Raw genomic sequence first — 22,122 nt, forward strand, 5'->3', positions numbered from 1 at the left:
ATAGAAACTATTGGGAAATACTGAATAAATGAAGAAGATTATAGATTTCACGGTCAAAGAAAACAAGAGATTGAATGACGATACCATTCTGCTGGTACTGTATTCATCTGAATTGCCGGAGATAAAACCCGGACAATTTGTCAATGTACGGGTAGATCATTCTCCATCCACTTTTTTAAGAAGACCTATATCCGTGCATGATGTAGATGTAGAGAATGGACTATTGTATCTCTTTATCAAGATTGTAGGATGTGGGACATCTACCCTGGGAGAAATTGAGCCCGGACAGAAGTTGAATATTATACTACCTTTGGGTAATAACTTTACAATTCCTTCTTCCGGTAGACCACTGCTGATAGGCGGTGGTTGTGGGGTTGCCCCGATGCTGCATCTTTCACGGGAAATGAAAGCCCGGGGACTATCTCCCGTGGTATTAATCGGAACACGCACGGATAAAGACATTCTTCGTAAAGAAGAATTTGAAAAATACGCTTCGGTATATTATACTACCGAGGATGGTTCTTTCGGGGAAAAAGGATACGTGACTCAACACTCTATACTGAACGAATCGTTTGACCATATTTTCTGTTGCGGTCCAGAAGTGATGATGAGAGCAGTTGCCGGTTATGCCAATTCTAAAAATATAGAATGTGAAGTATCTTTGGAAAACACGATGGCGTGTGGAATCGGGGCTTGCTTGTGTTGCGTGACAGACACGAAGGAAGGTCATAAATGTGTGTGTACGGAAGGTCCTATTTTTAATATAAAAGACTTGAAATGGCAGATTTAAGCATCAATATCAATGGTTTAGCATTAAAGAATCCCGTGTTGACAGCATCCGGGACATTTGGTTACGGGACAGAATTCCAGGATTTTATTGATCTGGAACGTTTAGGTGGGTTTATTGTAAAAGGTACTACGCTTAAACATCGTGAAGGAAATCCTTACCCCCGTATGGCAGAAACTCCTTCCGGTATGCTAAATGCCGTGGGATTGCAAAATAAAGGCGTCGATTATTTTATCGAACACATTTACCCGACGATCAAGGATATCAAGAGTAATATTCTGGTTAATGTTTCTGGTTCCACGGTGAGTGACTATGTCGCAACCGCCGAGAAAATCAACGAATTGGAGAATATTCCCGGAATAGAGTTGAATATATCGTGCCCGAACGTGAAAGAAGGTGGCATGGCATTCGGAACTTCCTGTGCATCAGCTTCAGAAGTCGTGAATGAAGTCCGAAAGGTGTACAAGAAACATCTGATGGTAAAGTTATCGCCGAACGTGACTAGCATACAGGAAATAGCCTTAGCGGCAGAGGGGTCCGGAGCCGATTCCGTTTCCTTGATTAACACGCTGATGGGAATGGCGATTAACACGAAAACGAGGAAACCGGTTTTAAGCACAATCACCGGGGGACTGAGCGGTCCTTGCGTGAAACCCGTGGCTTTGCGGATGGTGTGGCAAGTTGCCAAGGTGGTAAAAATACCGGTAGTCGGTTTGGGTGGAATTTGTAGCGCTACTGATGCGATAGAATTTTTACTTGCTGGGGCGTCTGCCGTTCAGATCGGTACGGCAAACTTCATTGACCCGATGGTAACCGTCAAGGTGATCGACGGGATTAATGACTACTTGGATCAGAATGGTTTCACGTGCGTGCGGGATATTATCGGTCTGATTTAATTTGAAATCTAGTGCCTGGATTTTTTTCATGATGAAAAAATAGAGAAGAGAATACGGTAGGTTCGAGATGAAATGAGGTTTCCCCGGTAAAACTCAGATTCAGGAAAACCTGAATAACAATTGACCATTCCGGTGTTATTCAGGTGGTGGTCTGGAGTTATAATGATGTTGTAGCCTGTTCTCACCTTATTCTCTTCCTATTTTCTTCCCGTTCTAAAGCCCACTCATGTAATCTTCAAAACTCCCATCTTCAAAAAATAGAACAATCCGTTTGATTTTCTTTGTCGGAGATTTGGCAATAGTTCGGCTGATAACCTCTATTTCTGATTTTTTTTCTTTCTCACGATTTTGAGAATCGGAGTGTCCTTGGGGTTCATTAAAATCAAATAAAGTTGGTTCTTCAGGAATTATATTTTTTTCTTTAGGAAGAGAGGATGTATACATAGATCCGTTCCCAGTGATTAACCAACCTAAATCTATATCCGGAAAGGTTTTTGCGATATTATTGATAATGTCGAATCCCGGTTTATTTCTTCCGGCTAGGATATGAGATATGGTCGATGCATTTACGCCGATCAATGCAGCAAATTTAGTTGCTGTCAATCCTTTTTGCTCTATTATTTGATTCAATCGTTCTTGCATAACTCTCTCCTTTTGTAAAATCTTGCATTACAAATGTAATGTTTCTTGTTGAGATTTCAAAATTACATTTGTAATAACATATATTTACAGATGTAATCAGAAAACTTGGATGTAGAAATGTAACATCCAAGCATCACTCCTATTTGTTTAATAGCCAGTCGCTTTTATTGTATTTACAATATTACAGCTTTAATCATCTTTCATTTGATTATAAATATATTAATATACAGTGTTTTAAATAACATCTCTACATTGTGACTATCTTTTACTAAAACTTTACTCAACACTTGTAATACACTGGAGTATAATAATATAAACATTCAAGTTTACATTTATTTACAAGTACTTAGGAATCGATAAAGACGAAAGAAGCGAATTTACTTGAATGGTTACAATAGAATATGTTGTGTAAAATATTGGTTTTTAGTATATTGATTTACATTGTTTATAAAAGTTAATGCGTAATTACCGCCATCATCAAGTACTTTTATTTTCCTACTCGACAAATGCTTGATTTCAACTTTATCAAGTATTTATACATTACAAATGTAATGTTATCGAGCGATGTTATGTCTTTTACAAATGTAACAAACGAGAGCTTTGTTATCTGCATTAAAAACTTTACATTTGAAACAATAAAAAATCTAGTCATGACTATACAAGAAAAAATTACCGAATTAAGGCGGATCATGCGACGCGAGAATATTACCGCATACATCATATCCGGCACAGACCCTCACAATAGTGAATACCTTCCAGCTCCCTGGCAACAGAGAAAATGGATTTCCGGTTTTACCGGATCATTCGGAACCGTGGTTGTAACAACTGATGACGCTGGCTTATGGACGGATACAAGATATTTCATTCAAGCGGAACAAGAATTGGCAGGTTCCGGCATCACGTTGCATAAATTACGTATCCCGGGAGCAGTGGATTACCCACAATGGTTGGCAGAAGTATTGGAACCGGATTCCAAGGTGGGTATAGACGGTTTTTGTATGTCCGTGAGTGATGTCCGTAATTTAAAAAATACCTTGGCTCCTAAAAACATCACGATACAGGAACAAATTGATTTACTCGGGGAAATGTGGCTGGATCGTCCGGCTCTTCCCGTGGGGAAATTATTGCGGCTGGATTTAAAATATGTCGGGGAATCGGCAAGTGAACGTATAGCCCGGGTTCGTCAATTTATTACCGCTCAAGGTGGTGGCGCCATGTTATTTAGTTGCCTGGACGAAATCGCCTGGATGTATAACATTCGTTGCAATGATATATCCTACAACCCGTTGGCGATTGCCTACGCAATTGTCGAGCTGGAGAAATCCCATTTGTTTATAAAGTTAGACAAGATTACCCCGGAAGTACAGAAACAATTGGAAGCCGATGGAATAGAATTGCATGATTATCATCATCTGTTTCTATTCTTGGATGAACAAGATAAAGAGAAGAAATTCCTGGTAGACACGAACACGTGTAATTATGCTGCCTACAATCGATTGGTAAAGCGTTTTGACACGAAAGAAGCGGAATCGCCTATTCCTCTAATGAAATCGGTGAAGAATGAAACCGAATTGGCAGGATTCCGGTTGGCTTGCAAAAAAGACGGCGTGGCGTTAACGAAATTCTTTTACTGGCTAGAAAAAACTCTGGCGGAAAGGACAATTACAGAAATTGAAGCCGCAGAGCAACTCACGAAATTCAGAGCGGAGAATGAAGGATATATGTCCGATAGCTTTGACACGATTTCTGCTTATGGAAAGAATGCAGCCCTTCCTCATTATTCAGCGACTCCTGAACGGCAATCGGAATTGCAACCTAGAGGATTGTATTTGGTGGATTCCGGGGCACAATATATACATGGTACCACGGACGTCACGAGGACTATGCCCCTAGGTGATTTAACTCGCTTGGAAAAAGAGGATTACACCCTGGTATTAAAAGGAATGATAGACCTTAGTATGCTGTATTTTCCTAAAGGTTCAAAAGGATGCAACATTGACATAGTTGCAAGGTTGCCTTTATATATGAATCTTAGAAATTTCGGGCACGGAACCGGGCATGGTGTTGGTTATTTCCTTAACGTGCACGAGGGACCGCAATCTATACGACCGGATCTGAAAAATCAAGAGATGCTTCCGGGCATGGTCACTTCCAATGAACCGGGATTATACCGGGAAGGATCACATGGTATCCGTCACGAGAATTTGATTGTCTGCCAACTGAAAGCAGAGAATGAATTTGGAGAATTCTATCAGTTTGAAACGATCACACTCTGTTATTTTGATACCTCCGCCCTTTTAGTTGAATTGTTGACTAAGGAGGAAATCAAATGGTTGAATGATTATAACGAACGGGTTTATCAAGAAGTGGCACCCCATTTGACGGATAAAGAAAAGAAGTGGCTGAAAGGAAAGACTTCAAAAATATAATCCATAAAAAAACGCCTTACGAATGCAAGGCGTTTTTTCATTAATGCAAATCATTCTCTTGTATAAGATGCAAATTGATCGCCTTCTTGATAGACTAGATTGCCACTATTTGATGAAATAATGGCAACAGTTATCAAATAATAATTCCCGGCTTGTGCTATTTTACTATCAATACTTGACTTTTCTAAAGTGAGTGCTCCCGTAGAAATCTGAGCTTCTGTATACTCCTGGATAGTCGCAAACTCAAAAAAAGTGGCATCTAAAGAACTTTTAGCAACGACTAAATATGCTGTAGCATTTTCCACCTTATTGAATTCAAAAGTAAGTTTATTATTGCTGTAATTAATACTTCCTTCCAATTTATTCTTCATAGTTTGAGAACTTGAACTAAAAGATGCAGAAGTTTGAGCTTGCTCACCTTCAACACTTGTAGCAGTCACCACGTATGTTCCAGTCGGAAAATCTGTAGAAGATGAAATAATAGAAGTTTGCCAAATATAACCATAATCGTCAACTTTCCCCATTATCATAGTTGTTCCTCCGGAAACGGTGCAATTGGTTATTTGCTCGTAATTATATCCTCGAACAAAAATTAATGGTGTAAATTTACTACTGTATGTTGCTTCTTCTCCATCAACTCCAGGAATCTTAGTTACCTCCTGTTTAACACACGCCCCACCATAAATCTGAAAATCAGGATCATCACTCTTCAGGCAAGACGTCAAAGAGAATATTGCTGCAAATAAAATTAAATACTGTTTTAAATTTAGAAATGTTTTCATTTTAGCCGTTTTTTATAGTTTAAAATATTCGTAATCACATTTGGTTTTTGAAATCACACTGCGAATATTCGCAAAAAAACAATAGGATGCAAAAAAAACGACGGCTTTTTAGCTAGTAATGATTTTTTTTTATTTTTTCGCGTAACGAACGCAACCATTCGCGTAATACTGCATCTAAGAAATAAGTTATCAATGTGTAATTTGGACAAAATAGTCGAACGATGTAAAAAAGGAGACAGAAAAGCGGGAGAACAACTTTATCATATGTTCTCTGCTAAAATGTTTGCTATATGCATCCAATATTCCAAATCACGCGAAGAGGCTGAAGATAACTTACAGGATGGTTTTATAAAGATTCTGGAGTCTATTGGACAGTACACGGGGAAAGGATCTTTCGAGGGATGGATGAAACGTATATTCATTAATACCGCACTGGAGAAATACCGGAAAAACCGTTCGTTGCAGGTTGTCGAAGAAGTTCCTGATGTAGTGGACGAAGACGATGTTGGTGACGATTTGAGCATTCCGCCAAACGTGTTGTTTGAGTTTGTCAATCAATTACCGGAAAAGTATCGGTTGGTTTTTAACTTGTATGTCATGGAGAACATGCAGCACAAAGAAATCGCCGCGATGCTGGGTATTTCCGACGGTACGTCAAAATCCAATCTGGCACGGGCAAAAGATATTTTGAAGAAGAAGATAAATGCATACTTGAGAGATGAGTGAGAATTTAGAGAAATTATTTAAGAATGCCTTGGAGCAAGTCTCCGTCGAGCCTCCGGCACGGGTATGGGAAAGGATTGATTCCCATTTCGTGATGAAGCAACGACGCCTGAGGCGTATTTATACATATAGTGGGGTTGCTGCCGCAATCATTTTACTATTATGTATTACTTTTTTAATTCCTGACAAACAAACAGGCATATATCCTCTCGCTCCTGTTGCAACTCTCAATCCAATTGATAACTCTCAGAATGAAAATCAAATATTAGCATTTACTTCTACCCCCCGTTCAATCCCGGCTATCACTCGGAAACGGGAAATTCGCTTCACCGAAACGGATACCAGGATGCTCGTTCCCGTGCAACTTAATATGTCGTCTTTAGATGACTTGAGGGTAGAGCAGCCCGAGAAAGAATTGAAAATGCCGGCTGTTCGCGGTGATTTTATCCCGCTCGTGAATGGAAATGCGTTGGAAAACCAAAAGAAATATTTAGCTTTATTGGGAGGGCATGAAATTGTTGAGAATGCGCCTAAAGTAAAACCCACGAAAGAAGAGAGAATATTTATGGTTGGAGGTTATATCTCTCCCGGATATTCTTCGGGAAGTTATCACGTTAATAACGAGAATGCTCGTTCCGCCCAATATGATAACAGCCAGATGACGGGTATCTTCAATTTAGGTGGAGGGTTGACTTTCGCCGTGAAACCTTCAAAACGTATATCTATTGAAACCGGGTTGGGATATTCTAGAATGGGACAAAAGACATCGGATGCACAAGTGTTCGTGCCTCGTGGAGATATGGTCAGTTACACGACTAATACACACGCTTATACCCCACTTGGTAACGTGAAAAATCAAGCAAAAGCAACCGTTTCGACTTCCGAGAATTATTTGTCTTTAAAGGGTGATCAGGATGAAGAAGGAAGTATTGAGCAGCAATTCGATGCAATCGAGATCCCCTTGGCTTTCCGCTTCCACCTGAACGACAATAAAATCCGATTTAGTATTCTAGGTGGTTTAGGGGCAAGCTTTCTCGTACGCAATCATACTTACGTGAATTACAGCGGTAAGAAAGAATTAATGGGAGAAGCCGAAGATATTCGAACATTCAATATAAGCACAAACGTAGGCTTGGGGATCGAGTATCCATTATCCAAATCAATCCGTCTGAAACTAGAGCCGGGATTCAAGTATTATTTACAATCTCTTAGCAAAAATAGCAATATTGATTTCAAGCCATACTCCTTCACGTTCTCAACAGGTATCGGGATAAATTTCTAAAGTTCGTCTTTGCCGTTGCAGGTTAATATTTCCGATTTAAAATTTCACTGGCTATAATCGCCTGGCGAATATCGAATTCAAAATGATTATCGGTTGTGTTGTTTTGTTGCTTGTTAGACAATTCTTGTTCTGCCTCTTCAAGTAAAATTGAAGCTCTTTTTACGCGGGATTTCCGGCTTTCCTGTTGCATCTTTTCCAGCATGGCGTAACGTTCTTCGTCAGTACGTCCGAAACCGGTGATGCTTTCCTCCTTTTCTTTTTCCATTTTTTCGGAAAGCTCTTCGTTATGCCACACGGGTTGAAAAATCTCTTCCGGCTTGAAGATTTCAGGTTGTTGGGTGATAATAACCGTATCGTCTTCCGATTCATCGAAGAACTCTTCCGGTTGATGTACTTCCGGGTGTGTGCCTTTTGCCTTTTTTTCCTTGGCGGATTTAATTAACCCCAGTGCACTGGCACCCAGAGTCAGTGCTATGTAAATAATTAAGTCAAGACCGTTATCACTCATAATATCAGTATATAATTGGCTTTTTAAGCCTCTCGTGGAACCTAAAATTTTATCAAATATACGTATTTTTTGAACACCCGGAAACGATCGACAGAAAAATATTGCACGAAACCATTTTTTATTTAATAAAATACTATTCTTTTTTTTACCTTTGTCAGCAAAGTAATATTACGTTCATACTTAAAAACAGAATATCCGGATGAGAACGAAAAGAGCATTAATCAGTGTATTTGACAAAAGTGGGATTGTTGATTTTGCTAAATCGCTAAATTCTATGGGTTGGGAAATTATTTCTACCGGAGGCACATCCAAGAAGCTAAAGGAAGAAGGAATAGACGTGAAAGATATTTCAGATATTACCCGATTTCCAGAGTGTTTTGACGGTAGAGTAAAAACTCTCCACCCGAATGTTGAAGGAGGTATTTTAGCCATCAGGGACAACGAAAAGCATCAGCAGCAAATGACCGAGTTAGGAATTGAACCTATCGATATGGTCGTTTGTAATCTATATCCGTTCAAGGAAACTATTTTAAAAGCAGGGGTTTCCCACGAGGAAATCATTGAAAATATTGACATCGGTGGTCCTACCATGATTCGGGCTGCCGCTAAGAACTATCCTTTCGTGACGGTAATTACCGATCCGGAGGACTATGGCAAGGTGATAGAAGAACTTCAAGCACATGGAGATACTTCTCTCGAGATGAAAGAATTATTAGCAGCGAAAGTGTTTATTCATACTTCACACTATGATGCTCTAATTGCCAACTATTTTTCAAAGAGATTGAATATCCAATCTCCGAAGACGCTGACGCTGACTTACGAGAAAAAGCAGGATCTTCGTTACGGGGAGAATCCCCATCAATCTGCCACGTTCTACACGCAAGTGCAGGAAACGGAAGGCACCTTGCCGGGAGCCATCCAATTGCAGGGAAAAGAATTATCTTATAATAATATAGGTGATACCGACGGGGCGTTGGAAACGTTGAAGGAATTTGACGAACCGACTATCGTGGCAGCCAAACACGCCAATCCTTGCGGGGTCGGGAGTGCCGACACGCTGGTGGAGGCTTTCAAAAAAGCGTACGAGGCTGATCCGGTATCTATTTATGGCGGTATTGTTGCCGCGAACCGGGAAATAGACAAGGCTACAGCGGAGGCGATGGCTCCCGTCTTCTTGGAAGTGATTGTAGCACCCTCCTTCTCTGAAGAAGCACGGGCTATATTCGCGAAGAAAAAGAATTTGAGATTATTGCAATTATCCGATATTACCAAGAGGGATTACACGTATCCGAAAGCGAAGACCGTTCTGGGCGGACTGTTAATCCAAGATATGGATTTACAGCTTCTGGGCGGAGAATTGCAGTACGTGACGAACCGTCGTCCGACAGAGAAAGAGTTAGAAGACATGTTGTTCGCGTGGAAAATCGTGAAACACACGAAATCAAACGCTATCGCGATAGCGAAAGACAAATGCTCGACAGGAGTCGGTCCCGGACAAGTCAGCCGGATATGGGCTTTAGAGAATGCTATCCGTCAGGGAGGTGAACGCATCCCGGGCAGCGTGATGGCATCAGATGCCTTCTTCCCGTTCGCTGATTGCGTGGAAGCCGCTCACAAGGCAGGTATCACGGCGATCATTCAACCCGGCGGGTCTATCCACGACCAGGATTCGATCGATGCGGCGAACAAATATAATATTGCGATGATTTTCACAGGAATGAGACACTTCAAACATTAATTTAGACTATGGGTTTGTTTTCTTTTTTAACACAAGATATAGCGATAGACTTGGGAACGGCAAATACCATTATCATCATGAATGATAAGATGGTGGTAAACGAGCCTTCCATCGTGGCTATCGACAAAAAGACTGAAAAAGTAATTGCCATCGGCGAAAGAGCTCGCCAGATGCAGGGTAAGACACACGAGTATATCAAGACCATCCGTCCTCTACGTGACGGAGTGATCGCGGATTTCAACGCCGCGGAACAGATGATCCGGGGAATGATCAAGATGGCAAACGGGAAAAGTAAGTTCTTCTCCCCGTCCCTGCGCATCGTGGTATGTATCCCCTCGGGAAGTACTGAGGTGGAATTGCGTGCCGTTCGCGACTCGGCAGAACACGCCGGGGGACGTGACGTGTACATGATTTACGAACCCATGGCTGCCGCCCTGGGTATCGGCTTGGACGTGGAAGCCCCGGAAGGAAACATGATCGTGGATATAGGTGGTGGTACTACCGAGATTGCCGTGATCTCCTTGGGCGGTATCGTGACGAACAAATCTATCCGCATTGCCGGTGACGATCTAACGGACGATATTCAAGAATACATGAGGCATCAGCACAACATCAAGATCGGTGAGCGTACTGCCGAGGAAATCAAGATCCATGTAGGTTCGGCACTTTCCGAGCTGGACGAACCGCCAGCAGACTTTGTGGTGCAGGGGCCCAACCAGATGACCTCGCTTCCGGTAGAGGTGCCCGTCTCTTATCAAGAAATAGCACATTGTATCGAGAAATCCATTTCCAAGATAGAGATTGCCATTCTTGCCGCGCTGGAACAAACGCCGCCGGAATTGTATGCCGACATCGTGAACAAGGGTATTTATCTTGCCGGAGGTGGAGCATTGCTCCGCGGGTTGGACAAACGGTTGACCGACAAGCTGAATATTCCGTTCCATATTGCCGAGGATCCGCTTCGTGCCGTGGCTCGGGGTACGGGTATTGCGCTGAAGAATGTAGATAGGTTCTCATTCCTTATAAGATAGTGATGTGAAAGAGATTATAAAACTTATATTAAAGTACCATTTTACTATAATTTTTATACTCCTGGAAATCGTAAGTTTCTCTCTGATTATTCGCCATAACGAATATCAGAGAGAAATTTTCTCGCAAAATGCCTCTACTCTATTCGGGAATATCTCGTCGATGACTACCGACGTGAAAGATTATTTCCGGTTAAAGGAGATTAACGAAACCCTTGCAAACGAGAACATTCAATTGAAGAAACGTTTGGAAGCGATCGAGGTGTTAAGGGATACGGTTGTCAGGGGCACGATTGTACAGGATAGTCTACCCGTTTACGATTACACCGGGGCGAAGGTGGTGAACGCTACTTTCAACCGGATGAAAAACTACATCACGATAGACCGGGGGCGAAAAAACTTCATCGAGAAAGAGATGGGCGTGGCTTCACCGGACGGGGTCGTGGGGTTAATTCAGGATATAAGCGAAAACTATTCTATCGTTATCCCATTGGTCAACGTGGCTTCGAGAGTATCAGCCAAGATAAAGAAAAACAATTATTACGGTTCCATGCAATGGGATGGCGATAATTACCGTTATTCTTACTTGAACGATGTCCCCTATCACGTGGAGGTAACCGAGGGAGATACGATCGTGACCTCCGGGCTTTCCAAGATTTTCCCGGAAGGCATTGTCGTGGGTTACGTGGAATCGGTAGACAAGGAAACGGCTAATTTTTTGAAAATAAAAGTGAGATTAGCGGTTGACTTTAAACGCTTGAGTCACGTGTACGTGATCGATAATGACAAGAAGAACGAGCAAAACCTGTTAGAAGCCATAAACTATCATGAATAATGTAAATTATCTGATCCATTTACTGATTTTATCGATTCTTCAGATCGTGATCGTGGATAATATCCACCTTGGCTCTTATTTCTATATCAATATCTACATTCTTGCCATTTTCATTCTGCCATACAAGGTGAAAGGTATACCATTACTTCTATTCGGGTTCCTCTTGGGATTCCTGATGGACTTGGCGGACAACACGGTGGGGATTCACGCGGCAGCCTCTACTTTCTTGGCTTACATCCGCCCTCGCCTGCTGTTACTGACTTCTACACGGGAAGAGTTGGATGAAGCGCACGGGACGTTGCGACTAGAAGATTTCAGGTGGTTTCTAAAATATTCTTTTCTATCCACCCTGTTTTTCAATATAGTCCTAGTCTTCGCCGAGGCTTTCACTTTTAATGATATAGGCATCACGATTATACGGATTATTTTGAGTACCTTTATCTCCATGCTGTTCATTTTGCTTTACTATTTTATAGGAATCAAGAAGGTACAGCAATAAAATCGTATTTTTCAACAGAATAACAGGATATTGGCATGAATAAGTTCGGGTACAGGAAAGAGATCATATCAGGGATCATTATAACGGTGTGTGCCATATATATATTGCGGTTGTTCTACTATCAAGTGATAGACGACACCTACAAAATTATGGGGGACAATAATTCTCAACGCACGGAAACTCTCTATCCGGCACGCGGATTGATTTATGATCGTAACGGCAAACTTTTGGTTGACAACCAGGCAGCCTACGATCTGCTCATTATCCCGGATCAGGTGAAAAAGTTCGACACGTTGGAATTAATTTCAATCTTGGACATCAGTAAGGAATACTTGGAAAAAGGCATACAGAAATGCAGAAGTTATGCCCGCTACAAGCCTTCCATATTGATTTCACAGATCACCGGAGACAAATACGCTATTCTCCAGGAAAAGCTATACCGTTATCCGGGTTTTTATACCCAAACTAGAACATTGCGGAAATATAACGTGAATCACTCCGCGGATGTCTTCGGGTATATCAGTGAGGTTTCGCAGGAACAAATCACCAAGAATCCTTATTACGCTCCCGGGGATTATGTCGGAATGAGCGGGCTGGAACGCACTTACGAGGAACACCTGCGAGGAACTAAAGGCAAGCAGATCGTGCTTGTTGACAATAAAAACAGGAAACAAGGGTCTTTTGCCGACGGGGAATACGACGAAGAAGCTATCGTCGGGGAAAACCTGCATACCACTTTAGATATCGATTTGCAAGAGTACGCGTACCAATTGATGCGGAATAAAAAAGGAGGTATCGTGGCAATAGAACCGAGCACGGGCGAGATTCTGGTAAAAATGTCCAGTCCGGGATATGACCCGCAACTCATGGTCGGGCTGGAACGGGGAAAAAACTATTCCAAATTGCTCAATGACCCTTTGAATCCCTTGTTCGACAGAACGACCATGGCACAATATCCCCCGGGATCTATATTCAAGACGGTTCAAGCCCTTATCGGGTTACAGACAAAAGCCATTACCCCACATACGCAGGCGACGTGTAACGGGGGGGCTTATATCGTGGGAGGCAGATTCATGAAATGCCACCACCATAGTTCGCCCGTGGATTTGGTTGCGTCTATCGAGAACTCTTGCAACCCGTATTACGTGAATGTTTTTAAACGAGTTTTGGAATTACCGGAATACGGCAGCGTGCGCAACGCTTACAATGAATGGAGAAATTACGTGACATCCTTCGGTTTTGGAAGTAAGATATGTCCCGATTTCTCGAATGAGGTTTCGGGAGAGATATACACGCAAGAGAAGTATGACAAGGTGTTCAAGACGCAAAAATGGTACGCCTCGTACATCATTTCCCTTTCCATCGGGCAAGGAGAATTGCTCATCACTCCCATTCAAATGGCAAACCTGGCAGCTGTACTGGCAAACCGGGGATATTATATCACCCCCCATATCGTGCGTCCACTGAATGATTCATTGGCTGGGCGCATCGAGAAACACCAGATTCCTATCGACCGGAAATATTACGAACCGATCGTGGAAGGGATGCAAATGGTTATCAAGGGAGGAACCGGACGCCGGGCACAAGTGGATTCCATCACGATGGCGGGAAAGACCGGGACGGTACAAAATCCTCACGGGGATGACCACTCCGTGTTTATTGCCTTCGCCCCAGTCGAGAATCCCAAGATAGCCTTAATCGTGTACGTGGAGAACGGTGTATGGGGCTCCCGTTACGCGGCGCCCATAGCCGGTTTGATGATCGAGAAATACTTGAAAGGGAAGATTTCCGACAAGAAGAAGCCTCTTGAAAAGGAGATGTTCGAGGCAAATTTAATCAAGAGTGAAAACCTTAAAAATAACGAGAAAGGCGATGAATAGCAGATCCAACAAATTACTGGCAAATCTGGATTGGGTTGCCATCCTTTTATACGTGTTGCTGGTGCTTATCGGATGGATAAACATATATGCTGCCGTTTACGATGAAAATCATAGCAGTATCTTGGATATATCGCAAAAGTATGGCAAGCAACTAATCTGGATCGGGGCGGCTTTCGTGCTTGCATTCCTGGTTCTGCTCACGGACAGTAAATTTTATTCCTCTTTCTCTTTAGTCATTTACGGGTTCATGGTTGCCTTGTTGATAGCCGTTCTGCTATTCGGCAAGGAGGTGAAAGGCTCGCGTTCGTGGTTCGGCTTTGGGGATTTCGGATTCCAACCTGCCGAGTTCGCTAAATTCGCGACCTGCCTGGCTCTTGCCTATATCATGAGTCGCCACAACTTCAAGGTCATGCGTTTTTCTAGCCTGCTCACGATCGGGATTATCATACTCGTTCCGGCAGGACTTATTATCTTGCAAAACGACACGGGGTCGGCACTCGTGTACAGTAGCCTTATCTTCGTGTTGTTCCGGGAAGGATTGTACGGTTCCATCCTGTTACTTTGCTTCGTGGTGGCGGTCATATTCATTATCTCGTTGCTCTACACTCCTTTTACGGTATTGATGATTATTATCGGCGGCACGCTTATTGCATTCTATTATTACCGCCATGACCTCAAGGAACTCTTTTATCTCATGGTCTTTATTGCCGGGGGATTTGGGGTGTTCGCACTGGTGAAATGGGCTTTTCACTTGTCTATTTCAGAATATTATATGCTACTGATCGTGTATATCATCACGAGTATTGCGGTCTTGTACCCGATATACAAGCGGAAAATGAAGCACATGATCACTTTGCTTTTTGTTTCCTGGCTTTGCGTGGGAGCTTCCCCTTCGGTAGATTACGCCTTCAACCATTTGCAACCCCACCAGCAAGACCGTATCAATGAATTATTGGGAATAAAAGTCGACCCTAGGGGTGTCGGCTACAACGTGATTCAGTCTAAGATAACTATCGGTTCCGGTGGATTTGCCGGGAAAGGTTTTTTAGAGGGGACACTGACAAAATTCAATTTCGTACCGGAACAAAGTACCGACTTTATTTTCTGTACTGTGGGCGAAGAATGGGGATTCCTCGGGAGTTCGGCTGTTATATTGTTGTTCATGGCTTTTATCTTGCGTATCATCAATATGGCTGAACGCCAGCGTTCGGCTTTTTCCAGGATATACGGGTACGGGGTCGCCTCCATCCTATTCTTCCACCTTGCCGTGAACATCGGCATGACTATCGGCTTTGCCCCAGTGATCGGGATTCCTCTACCCTTTTTCAGTTACGGGGGATCTTCCCTTTGGTCGTTCACGATATTAATTTTCATCTTCTTGAGATTAGACGCAAACAGATTGCAAGTATTCAGGTAAAATTCTTGCGGATATTCAAGGTTTTTAATACTTTCGTTCCCAAATGAAATAAACACGAAAAGGATGAAAACATTAATTATCAACATAAAGCAACTCGTTCAGGTTGAAGAAGAACCGCGTAAATGGGTGGCTGGTGCCGATATGGCAAAACTAGGTACGATTGACGATGCCTACCTCTTGATTGACGGCGACCGTATCGAGGCTTTCGGGAAAATGAGTGAATTGAACCAGGATGATATATACGAGAATGCCGACACGGTGCAAGAAGTCGATGCCACGGGACGCCTGGTATTGCCCGCCTATTGCGATTCGCACACGCATCTCGTGTATGCCGGAAGCCGCGAAATCGAGTACATCGACAAAATCAAGGGGCTCTCTTATGAAGAAATCGCCAAGAGGGGCGGCGGAATCCTGAATTCAGCCGAACGTATCCGCAAAGCGTCCGAACAGGAACTGTTCGACTCGGCGTATGCTCGCCTGCAAGAAATCGCCTCGCTGGGAACCGGAGCCGTGGAAGTCAAGAGCGGTTACGGTCTGGATACCGAGAGCGAACTCAAGATGTTGAGAGTCATCCGGCGCTTGAAGGAAGAAACTCCTTTAACTATAAAATCCACCTTCCTGGGGGCTCACGCCGTACCGCTGGAATACAAGGGACGGCAAACCGAGTACGTGGATTTAATCATCAATGAAATGATCCCCGCCGTGGCGGCTGAAGATTTAGCCGACTATATCGACGTATTCTGTGACAAGGGATTCTTCACCGTGGAGGATACAGACAGGATGCTGAACGCCGGAATGAAGTACGGAATGCGTGCGAAGATACACGCTAACGAGCTGGATTACTCGGGTGGTATCCAAGTCGGGGTTAAATACAACGCCCTTTCCGTCGATCACCTCGAGTACGTGGGTGAAGAAGAAATAGCCGCCTTGAAGGGAAGCGAAACGATGCCGACCGTGTTGCCGGGAGCCGCGTTCTTCTTGAATATGCCTTATTCTCCCGTGCGCTCCATGATCAATGCCGGGTTACCGGTTGCCTTGGCATCCGATTTTAACCCGGGCTCCTCTCCTTCCGGAAACATGAAGTTCGTGATGTCACTCGGTTGTGTCAATTACAAGATGTTGCCGGAAGAAGTGATAAACGCTACCACGATAAACTCGGCATATGCCATGGGTGTCGAAGACGAACTCGGCAGTATCGCCGTGGGCAAGAAAGCTAATTTCTACATCACAACCCCGATCACGGGTATTGAGTATCTCCCCTACGCTTACGGAAGCGACTTGGTGGAAGCCGTATTTTTGAACGGGGAACAAATCTGACACGCTATGCCGTATTCGCATTACAAGAAAATATGGATCCGGAAGGCGTACAGGATACGCTACCCTTAGTTGATTTTAAATTTAATGATTTTAGATTCGAGTAGTGTAGTATTTAATTTATTGTAAATTTCAATTTAAACAAGGATATGAAAAAATTAATAGAATGCGTTCCGAATTTCAGTGAAGGGAACGATATGCATATTATTGACCAGATTACGGCAGAAATTAAAGCTGTTGAAGGAGTTAGTCTGATTGACGTGGATCCCGGCAAGGCAACGAACCGCACGGTAGTAACCATGGTAGGTACGCCGGAAGAAGTTTGCGAGGCCGCTTTCCGTGCCGTGAAGAAAGCCTCTGAACTGATTGATATGAAAAAACATAAAGGAGCGCATCCTCGTTTCGGGGCTACTGACGTGTGTCCTTTAGTGCCCGTGTCAAACATCACCATGGAGGAAACCGTGGAATACGCCCGTGCTTTGGCAAAACGTATCGGGGAAGAATTGAATATTCCGGTATATTGCTACGAGAACGCCGCTTTCACGCCGGAGAGAAAGAATCTGGCTACTTGCCGTGCCGGAGAATACGAGGCTTTGGGCGAGCGTTTGAGCAGCGAGCAATGGCATCCGGATTTCGGTCCCCGTGAATTGAACGAGTGGACAGCCAAGACCGGGGCAACAGCCGTGGGAGCCCGCAATTTCCTGGTAGCCTACAACGTGAACTTGAATTCCACCTCTACCCGCCGCGCTAATGCCATTGCTTTCGACGTGCGCGAACGCGGACGTGCCAAGAGAGAAGGAAATCCTATTACCGGGAAGATCGTGAAAGACGAGAATGGTAAAAACGTGATGATCCCCGGAACGTTGAAATCAGTAAAAGCTATCGGCTGGTATATCGAGGAGTACGGAATCGCCCAAATCTCCATGAACTTGACGGACATAAGCGTAACCTCCGTGCACGAGGCGTTCGATGAAGTATGCCGCAAGGCGCAAGACCGCGGTATTCGTGTAACGGGTTCCGAGTTGGTGGGTGTAATTCCATTGAAAGCCATGTTGGATGCCGGACGTTACTTCCTGCGCAAGCAACAACGCTCTACCGGGGTTTCCGACAAGGAATTGATTAAAATAGCCGTGAAATCTTTAGGTCTGGATGAACTTTATCCTTTTGAACCGAGAAAGAAAATCATCGAGTATATACTGGAAGACGAGATGAATCAGGGAAAGAAATTCCTGATCGACATGAACCTTCGCGAATTTGCTGACGAAACGGCTTCCGAGTCACCCGCACCCGGAGGTGGTTCTATTTCTGCTTACATGGGGGCTTTGGCTTCTTCCCTCGCCACAATGGTAGCCAACCTTTCCTCGCACAAGCGCGGTTGGGACGAACGCTGGGAAGAATTCAGCAATTGGGCTGAAAGAGGAAAAGCTTACCAGGTTGAGTTAATCAGAATGGTTGACGAGGATACTAACGCCTTCAACCGTATCATGGATGCCTTCAGCTTACCCAAGAAATCGGAAGAAGAAAAGGCTGCACGTCATCAAGCCATTCAGGATGCAACCAAGTTCGCTACCGAAGTGCCTTTCAAAACGATGATGCTCTGTTACGAGTGCATGGAAGTCGTGAAAGCTATGGCTGAAATCGGTAACCCGAATTCCGTAACCGACGCCGGGGTTGGTGCTTTGGCTGCCCGTTCCGGGGTTATCGGAGCATTCCTCAACGTGAAGATCAATGCGGCAGGCTTGGACGACAAAGAGTATGCTAACGATATCATTTCCAGAGCTGAAAGAGTGGTTGAAATGGCAAAACAAATGGAAACCGATATTTTAAATATTGTGAACTCCAAGATTTGATTCAAGTAAATCTATACATAAAAATAGCTAGTTCATTATGAACTAGCTATTTTTATATCAAGCTACCGAGGTAATCCCCGAGAGAACCCGGTGTGATAAGGGAGAAATCCTAAGTTAACTTTGGTACATTTTCGGTACAACTTCGGTGCAAAGACCTTCACGAGCATCCGTGAGGCATCTTTGATTGGCGAGTATTTCGTGAAAGTGAGATTATTTCCCCCTTTCTTCTCCCTCGTTACCCTTTCTTCTCCCTCGGACAAGGACACTTTCCGCTATTCCCGGATCTCGAATTGTTTGCTTAAATCAACCGCTGAAATATACCCTTCGTGGCGGAAATACTCCTTCCCGTTCCTGTCAAGTAGTACTTGAGCCGGGATCGTCACGATGCCAAAATGCTTCACGATATCTTTATTCTCGGGAAGTGTCACGTTAATAAACACGGCATTTACTTTACCCACGTAACGTTCGCGTACTTCATCCAGGACTTTTTCCATAAGTTTGCAGGAATGGCAGGTAGTTGCCCCGAACTCCAGGAAAGTAATCTGGTAATCACTGCCGTTCCGGTTGTAATTGTATCGCCGGGCAATCGTATCGGCTATCGCTTCATTTTTCTCAGTCGTACTATTTTTTACCTGCATCCCCGAGAGGAAACGACTGATATTCCCCCTTAGAAGAAACAAGCTTCCCAGTAACACGAGAATACTGATAACATATATATAACTCTGAACACGTGCTTTCATTATTAATTCATTTAAAGTTCACCTGGCATTCGCTGATTATATCTCCTCTTGATCAAGAACACAGTATAAAGATAGCATCTTCGCTACAACATCGATGATTTCCCATCATGGTACGTTTCAACTCTATATTTACCCCGAAAATAATCAAGACAAGCCATAGCACAAGGGCAAGCTAACGTTTTTCCTCTCCCGTGTATATCGCATCCAGATTATATTCTACCACCGGAAACCATTTTCGGGTTCGGTTTGCTATTCGCACCAAAGCAAGCATAACCGGCACTTCAACAAGCACCCCGACAACAGTCACCAAAGCTGCCCCGGATTGTAAACCGAATAAAGAGATCGCCATCGCAACAGCCAACTCGAAGAAATTGCTCGCCCCGATCATTCCGGCAGGAGCCGCAACCTCGTGCGGGAGTTTCCACCATTTAGCCCAACCGTAAGCGACAAAGAAAATCAATATCGTCTGGATAACCAGGGGAATCGCGATCAATATAATATGAAACGGATTGCCCAAAATGATTTTTCCTTGAAATGAAAAAAGAATAACCAAAGTCAGTAATAAACCTCCCATGGTGAGATTATCGAAACGCTTCACAAAAACATGATTAAAATACGCTGTTCCACGCCTTTTTATAACGGTCACACGGGTGATTATACCTGCCAGAAGCGGGATAACCACGAAAAGGATGACAGAAAACAAAAGCGTATCCCACGGTACGGCGATCCCTCCCACTCCCAGCAAAAAAGCCACAAGCGGGGCAAAGGCAACGAGTATAATCAAGTCATTGACGGCTACTTGAACAAGCGTGTAAGCGGCATCCCCCCGTGTCAGGTAGCTCCACACGAATACCATCGCCGTACAGGGGGCAGCCCCCAGCAACACGGCTCCCGCGAGATACTCACCCGCCAGGTCGGCAGGGATAAAAGTCTTGAAAATCACGTGAAAGAACAAGTAAGCAATAGCAAACATGGTGAATGGTTTGATCAACCAATTCGTCATGCAAGTAATCACGATCCCTCTCGGGCGACGCCCGACATTCCGCACGCTGCGAAAATCGACTTTCAACATCATCGGGTAGATCATCAACCAAATAAGGATAGCCACGGGAATAGAAACATTAGCGTACTCGAAACGGCTTAATGTTGCCGGCACCGCGGGCAGCCATTGCCCGACAGCGATGCCGACCACGATACAGAGGGCGACCCAAAGTGACAGAAATCGCTCGAAAAACTGTATTCCTTCTTTATTTTTCATACGTGCGTATTTATAGATTTTGCCATTCTACCAGGGCGGTGTTATTCCCGGATAATTCATTCACCTTCCCGATCCACCCCAATTCACTCGCCGCCTTCGCCTGCAAGAAAGGATTTGTTGTCCGTGTCAAGGATAAACAGGAGTTCACGACCCACCACTTGTTGTGAATTCCGGCACGATGCAAATCTTGTTGCAGACGTTCCGCCTCGAACACGGGCGTGGCTTCGGGCAAGGTCACGATCACGACTTCCGTTTCGTCCGGGTTACGCAATCTGGGCAGGAGTTTGGCTACTGCCCCGGAAATTTTCCCGTGCTTTGTCACGCACCTCGTTTTTGTAGGCTTCCAATACTTCGGACTCGTCGATTTTGCTGACCTCTATGCCTTCACGTGTCACTATATCGTAATTAAGATGATTCGCCGGGTCGGTCGTCGTTAGATGAACCTTTGCCCCAAAGGAATTTAACCCCATTGCGATTCGGGTCGCCAGAGTTGTTTTACCGACACCGCCTTTCCCCATGGTGAAAATGACCCGCTTACCGGAAGTGTATAAATCATGCACGAGATCATCCAATCTCTTCCCTCCTTCCAAAGGTTTGTAAGGAACCCCGAAGAGGAGGTCGTCTTCGGAAAGCATCCGGCGAATGGCGGCAACATTCGAGAGGTTATAAGACCGGAGTGGCACGCTGTACGCGGGAAAGCCTTTCAACGTTTCGGGCATCCCCTGCAATGCTTCCTGTTGACGGTTTCGTAACTGGCAGGAAATATCATCCCGTTCGTCCGCTTGTTGCAGCACGCCGTTGACAATCAAGAATTGATTCTCGATACCCAACAATTGCAACTCTCGGGAAGAACGTGCCGCCTCCTGCAAAGGCGATTTGTCCGGACGGCTGACAAGCACGAGGAGTGTAGTCCCCGGATCGGCAAGCGTCTTGACGGCTTGTTGATAGACTCCTTTGCGCTCTTCCAACCCGGATAATTGTCCCAGGCAGGATGCCCCGTGAGTACTCTCGTTGATAAAAGTACTCCACGCGGAAGGAAGTTGTAACATTCTCAAGGTGTGACCCGTGGGTGCCGTGTCGAACAGGATATGGTCGTACCTCTCCTGCTTTTCCCGGTCGGTGATAAAATCGGAGAATTGATTGAAAGCCGCAATCTCCACCGTGCATGAGCCGGAGAGTTGTTCCTCCATGTTGCGAATCACGCTTTCCGGTAGCTTTCCCCGGTAAGGAGCGATCACGCTCTCCCTGTATTCGGCGGCAGCTTGCTCCGGGTCGAGGTTTACAACCGTTAATCCCGGAACACCGGAAATGTCCGTGCCGTGACCGTTCAATTCTTGTTCGAAAACATCCTGTAAATTCGACGCAGGATCGGTGCTAATCAGCAATATTCTCTTGCCCCTGTCAGCCAACCCGACGGCAGTGGCACAAGCGATGGACGTCTTTCCCACGCCGCCCTTGCCCGTGAAAAATAAATACTTCGTGAGAGCAATTTTCGTTATATCCAATGTTTCCAT

Annotated in this window: 18 protein-coding genes and 1 pseudogene; 13 read left to right on the forward strand and 6 right to left on the reverse strand. The window is 44.3% G+C overall.

The genetic code is table 11. From position 1 onward, the window contains the following. Positions 1-28: 28 nt before the first annotated feature. Both BN8899_RS16920 and BN8899_RS16925 read left to right on the forward strand, forming a co-directional pair. Positions 29-790 carry a dihydroorotate dehydrogenase electron transfer subunit gene (locus tag BN8899_RS16920; RefSeq protein WP_018336354.1) on the forward strand — a complete coding sequence of 254 codons (762 nt, stop codon included), beginning with the start codon at positions 29-31 and terminating at the stop codon, positions 788-790. After that, the gene (locus tag BN8899_RS16925) at positions 778-1,683 is read left to right on the forward strand and encodes a dihydroorotate dehydrogenase (protein ID WP_018336353.1); all 906 of its coding nucleotides are present in this window, start codon (positions 778-780) and stop codon (positions 1,681-1,683) included. The genes BN8899_RS16920 and BN8899_RS16925 overlap by 13 nt, the downstream gene beginning before the upstream one ends. Positions 1,684-1,896: 213 nt before the next feature. Here BN8899_RS16925 and BN8899_RS16930 read toward each other — a convergent pair whose 3' ends face one another. Then, positions 1,897-2,325: a helix-turn-helix domain-containing protein gene (locus BN8899_RS16930; RefSeq protein ID WP_018336352.1), complete on the reverse strand. Its 429-nt coding sequence runs from the start codon at positions 2,323-2,325 to the stop codon at positions 1,897-1,899. 650 nt (positions 2,326-2,975) lie between these two features. Between BN8899_RS16930 and BN8899_RS16935 the strand changes: the two genes are divergently transcribed. Beyond that, positions 2,976-4,754, forward strand: a complete 1,779-nt coding sequence (locus BN8899_RS16935) for an aminopeptidase P family protein (RefSeq protein ID WP_065220277.1) — start codon at positions 2,976-2,978, stop codon at positions 4,752-4,754. Between the two features lie 50 nt (positions 4,755-4,804). Here the strand turns inward: BN8899_RS16935 and BN8899_RS16940 are convergent, their stop codons facing one another. Next, a complete protein-coding gene (locus tag BN8899_RS16940; RefSeq protein ID WP_018336350.1) occupies positions 4,805-5,536 on the reverse strand; it encodes a hypothetical protein in 732 nt (243 codons plus the stop codon). A gap of 192 nt (positions 5,537-5,728) precedes the next feature. Here BN8899_RS16940 and BN8899_RS16945 point away from each other — a divergent pair, with 192 nt between their 5' ends. Together BN8899_RS16945 and BN8899_RS16950 are read left to right on the forward strand one after the other, a co-directional pair. Continuing rightward, positions 5,729-6,262, forward strand: coding sequence for an RNA polymerase sigma factor (locus BN8899_RS16945; protein WP_018336349.1), 534 nt, complete (start codon positions 5,729-5,731; stop codon positions 6,260-6,262). After that, complete coding sequence (locus BN8899_RS16950; RefSeq protein WP_065220278.1) at positions 6,255-7,541, forward strand: outer membrane beta-barrel protein; 1,287 nt, start codon at positions 6,255-6,257, stop codon at positions 7,539-7,541. Before BN8899_RS16945 ends, BN8899_RS16950 begins: the two co-directional genes overlap by 8 nt. Positions 7,542-7,563: 22 nt before the next feature. Here BN8899_RS16950 and BN8899_RS16955 read toward each other — a convergent pair whose 3' ends face one another. Further along, positions 7,564-8,049 carry a hypothetical protein gene (locus tag BN8899_RS16955; protein WP_065220279.1) on the reverse strand — a complete coding sequence of 162 codons (486 nt, stop codon included), beginning with the start codon at positions 8,047-8,049 and terminating at the stop codon, positions 7,564-7,566. A 199-nt stretch (positions 8,050-8,248) separates the two neighbouring features. On the opposite strand from BN8899_RS16955, the gene purH reads away from it, so the two are divergent. From purH to ftcD, 8 genes are all read left to right on the forward strand, one after another. Next, positions 8,249-9,787 (forward strand): bifunctional phosphoribosylaminoimidazolecarboxamide formyltransferase/IMP cyclohydrolase, encoded by a 1,539-nt coding sequence (purH, locus tag BN8899_RS16960; RefSeq protein ID WP_018336346.1) that lies wholly within the window; start codon positions 8,249-8,251, stop codon positions 9,785-9,787. Between the two features lie 8 nt (positions 9,788-9,795). Then, a complete protein-coding gene (locus BN8899_RS16965) occupies positions 9,796-10,818 on the forward strand; it encodes a rod shape-determining protein (RefSeq protein ID WP_018336345.1) in 1,023 nt (340 codons plus the stop codon). Between the two features lie 4 nt (positions 10,819-10,822). Next, a complete protein-coding gene (gene mreC, locus BN8899_RS16970; protein WP_065220280.1) occupies positions 10,823-11,650 on the forward strand; it encodes a rod shape-determining protein MreC in 828 nt (275 codons plus the stop codon). Then, complete coding sequence (locus tag BN8899_RS16975) at positions 11,643-12,149, forward strand: hypothetical protein (RefSeq protein WP_018336343.1); 507 nt, start codon at positions 11,643-11,645, stop codon at positions 12,147-12,149. The genes mreC and BN8899_RS16975 overlap by 8 nt, the downstream gene beginning before the upstream one ends. Positions 12,150-12,184: 35 nt before the next feature. Continuing rightward, the gene (mrdA, locus tag BN8899_RS16980) at positions 12,185-14,029 is read left to right on the forward strand and encodes a penicillin-binding protein 2 (RefSeq protein WP_018336342.1); all 1,845 of its coding nucleotides are present in this window, start codon (positions 12,185-12,187) and stop codon (positions 14,027-14,029) included. Beyond that, a complete protein-coding gene (gene rodA / locus BN8899_RS16985) occupies positions 14,022-15,446 on the forward strand; it encodes a rod shape-determining protein RodA (protein ID WP_018336341.1) in 1,425 nt (474 codons plus the stop codon). The genes mrdA and rodA overlap by 8 nt, the downstream gene beginning before the upstream one ends. Positions 15,447-15,509: 63 nt before the next feature. Then, a complete protein-coding gene (hutI, locus tag BN8899_RS16990; RefSeq protein WP_065220281.1) occupies positions 15,510-16,763 on the forward strand; it encodes an imidazolonepropionase in 1,254 nt (417 codons plus the stop codon). Positions 16,764-16,909: 146 nt separating this feature from the next. After that, on the forward strand, positions 16,910-18,610 hold the full coding sequence (ftcD, locus tag BN8899_RS16995) for a glutamate formimidoyltransferase (RefSeq protein WP_065220282.1): 1,701 nt from the start codon (positions 16,910-16,912) through the stop codon (positions 18,608-18,610). Between the two features lie 272 nt (positions 18,611-18,882). Here the strand turns inward: ftcD and BN8899_RS17005 are convergent, their stop codons facing one another. The 3 genes and pseudogenes from BN8899_RS17005 to BN8899_RS17015 all read right to left on the reverse strand — a co-directional run bounded on the left by BN8899_RS17005 (position 18,883) and on the right by BN8899_RS17015 (position 22,122). Beyond that, positions 18,883-19,350: a thioredoxin family protein gene (locus tag BN8899_RS17005; RefSeq protein WP_018336337.1), complete on the reverse strand. Its 468-nt coding sequence runs from the start codon at positions 19,348-19,350 to the stop codon at positions 18,883-18,885. Between the two features lie 172 nt (positions 19,351-19,522). After that, entirely contained in the window at positions 19,523-20,608 is a 1,086-nt protein-coding gene (arsB, locus tag BN8899_RS17010) for an ACR3 family arsenite efflux transporter (RefSeq protein WP_065220283.1), read from the reverse strand. A 10-nt stretch (positions 20,609-20,618) separates the two neighbouring features. Beyond that, positions 20,619-22,122 (reverse strand): annotated as a pseudogene (locus BN8899_RS17015) (TRC40/GET3/ArsA family transport-energizing ATPase).

This window comes from Butyricimonas sp. Marseille-P2440 (genome assembly GCF_900091675.1).
In the GTDB taxonomy this organism is placed as follows: Bacteria; Bacteroidota; Bacteroidia; order Bacteroidales; family Marinifilaceae; genus Butyricimonas; species Butyricimonas synergistica.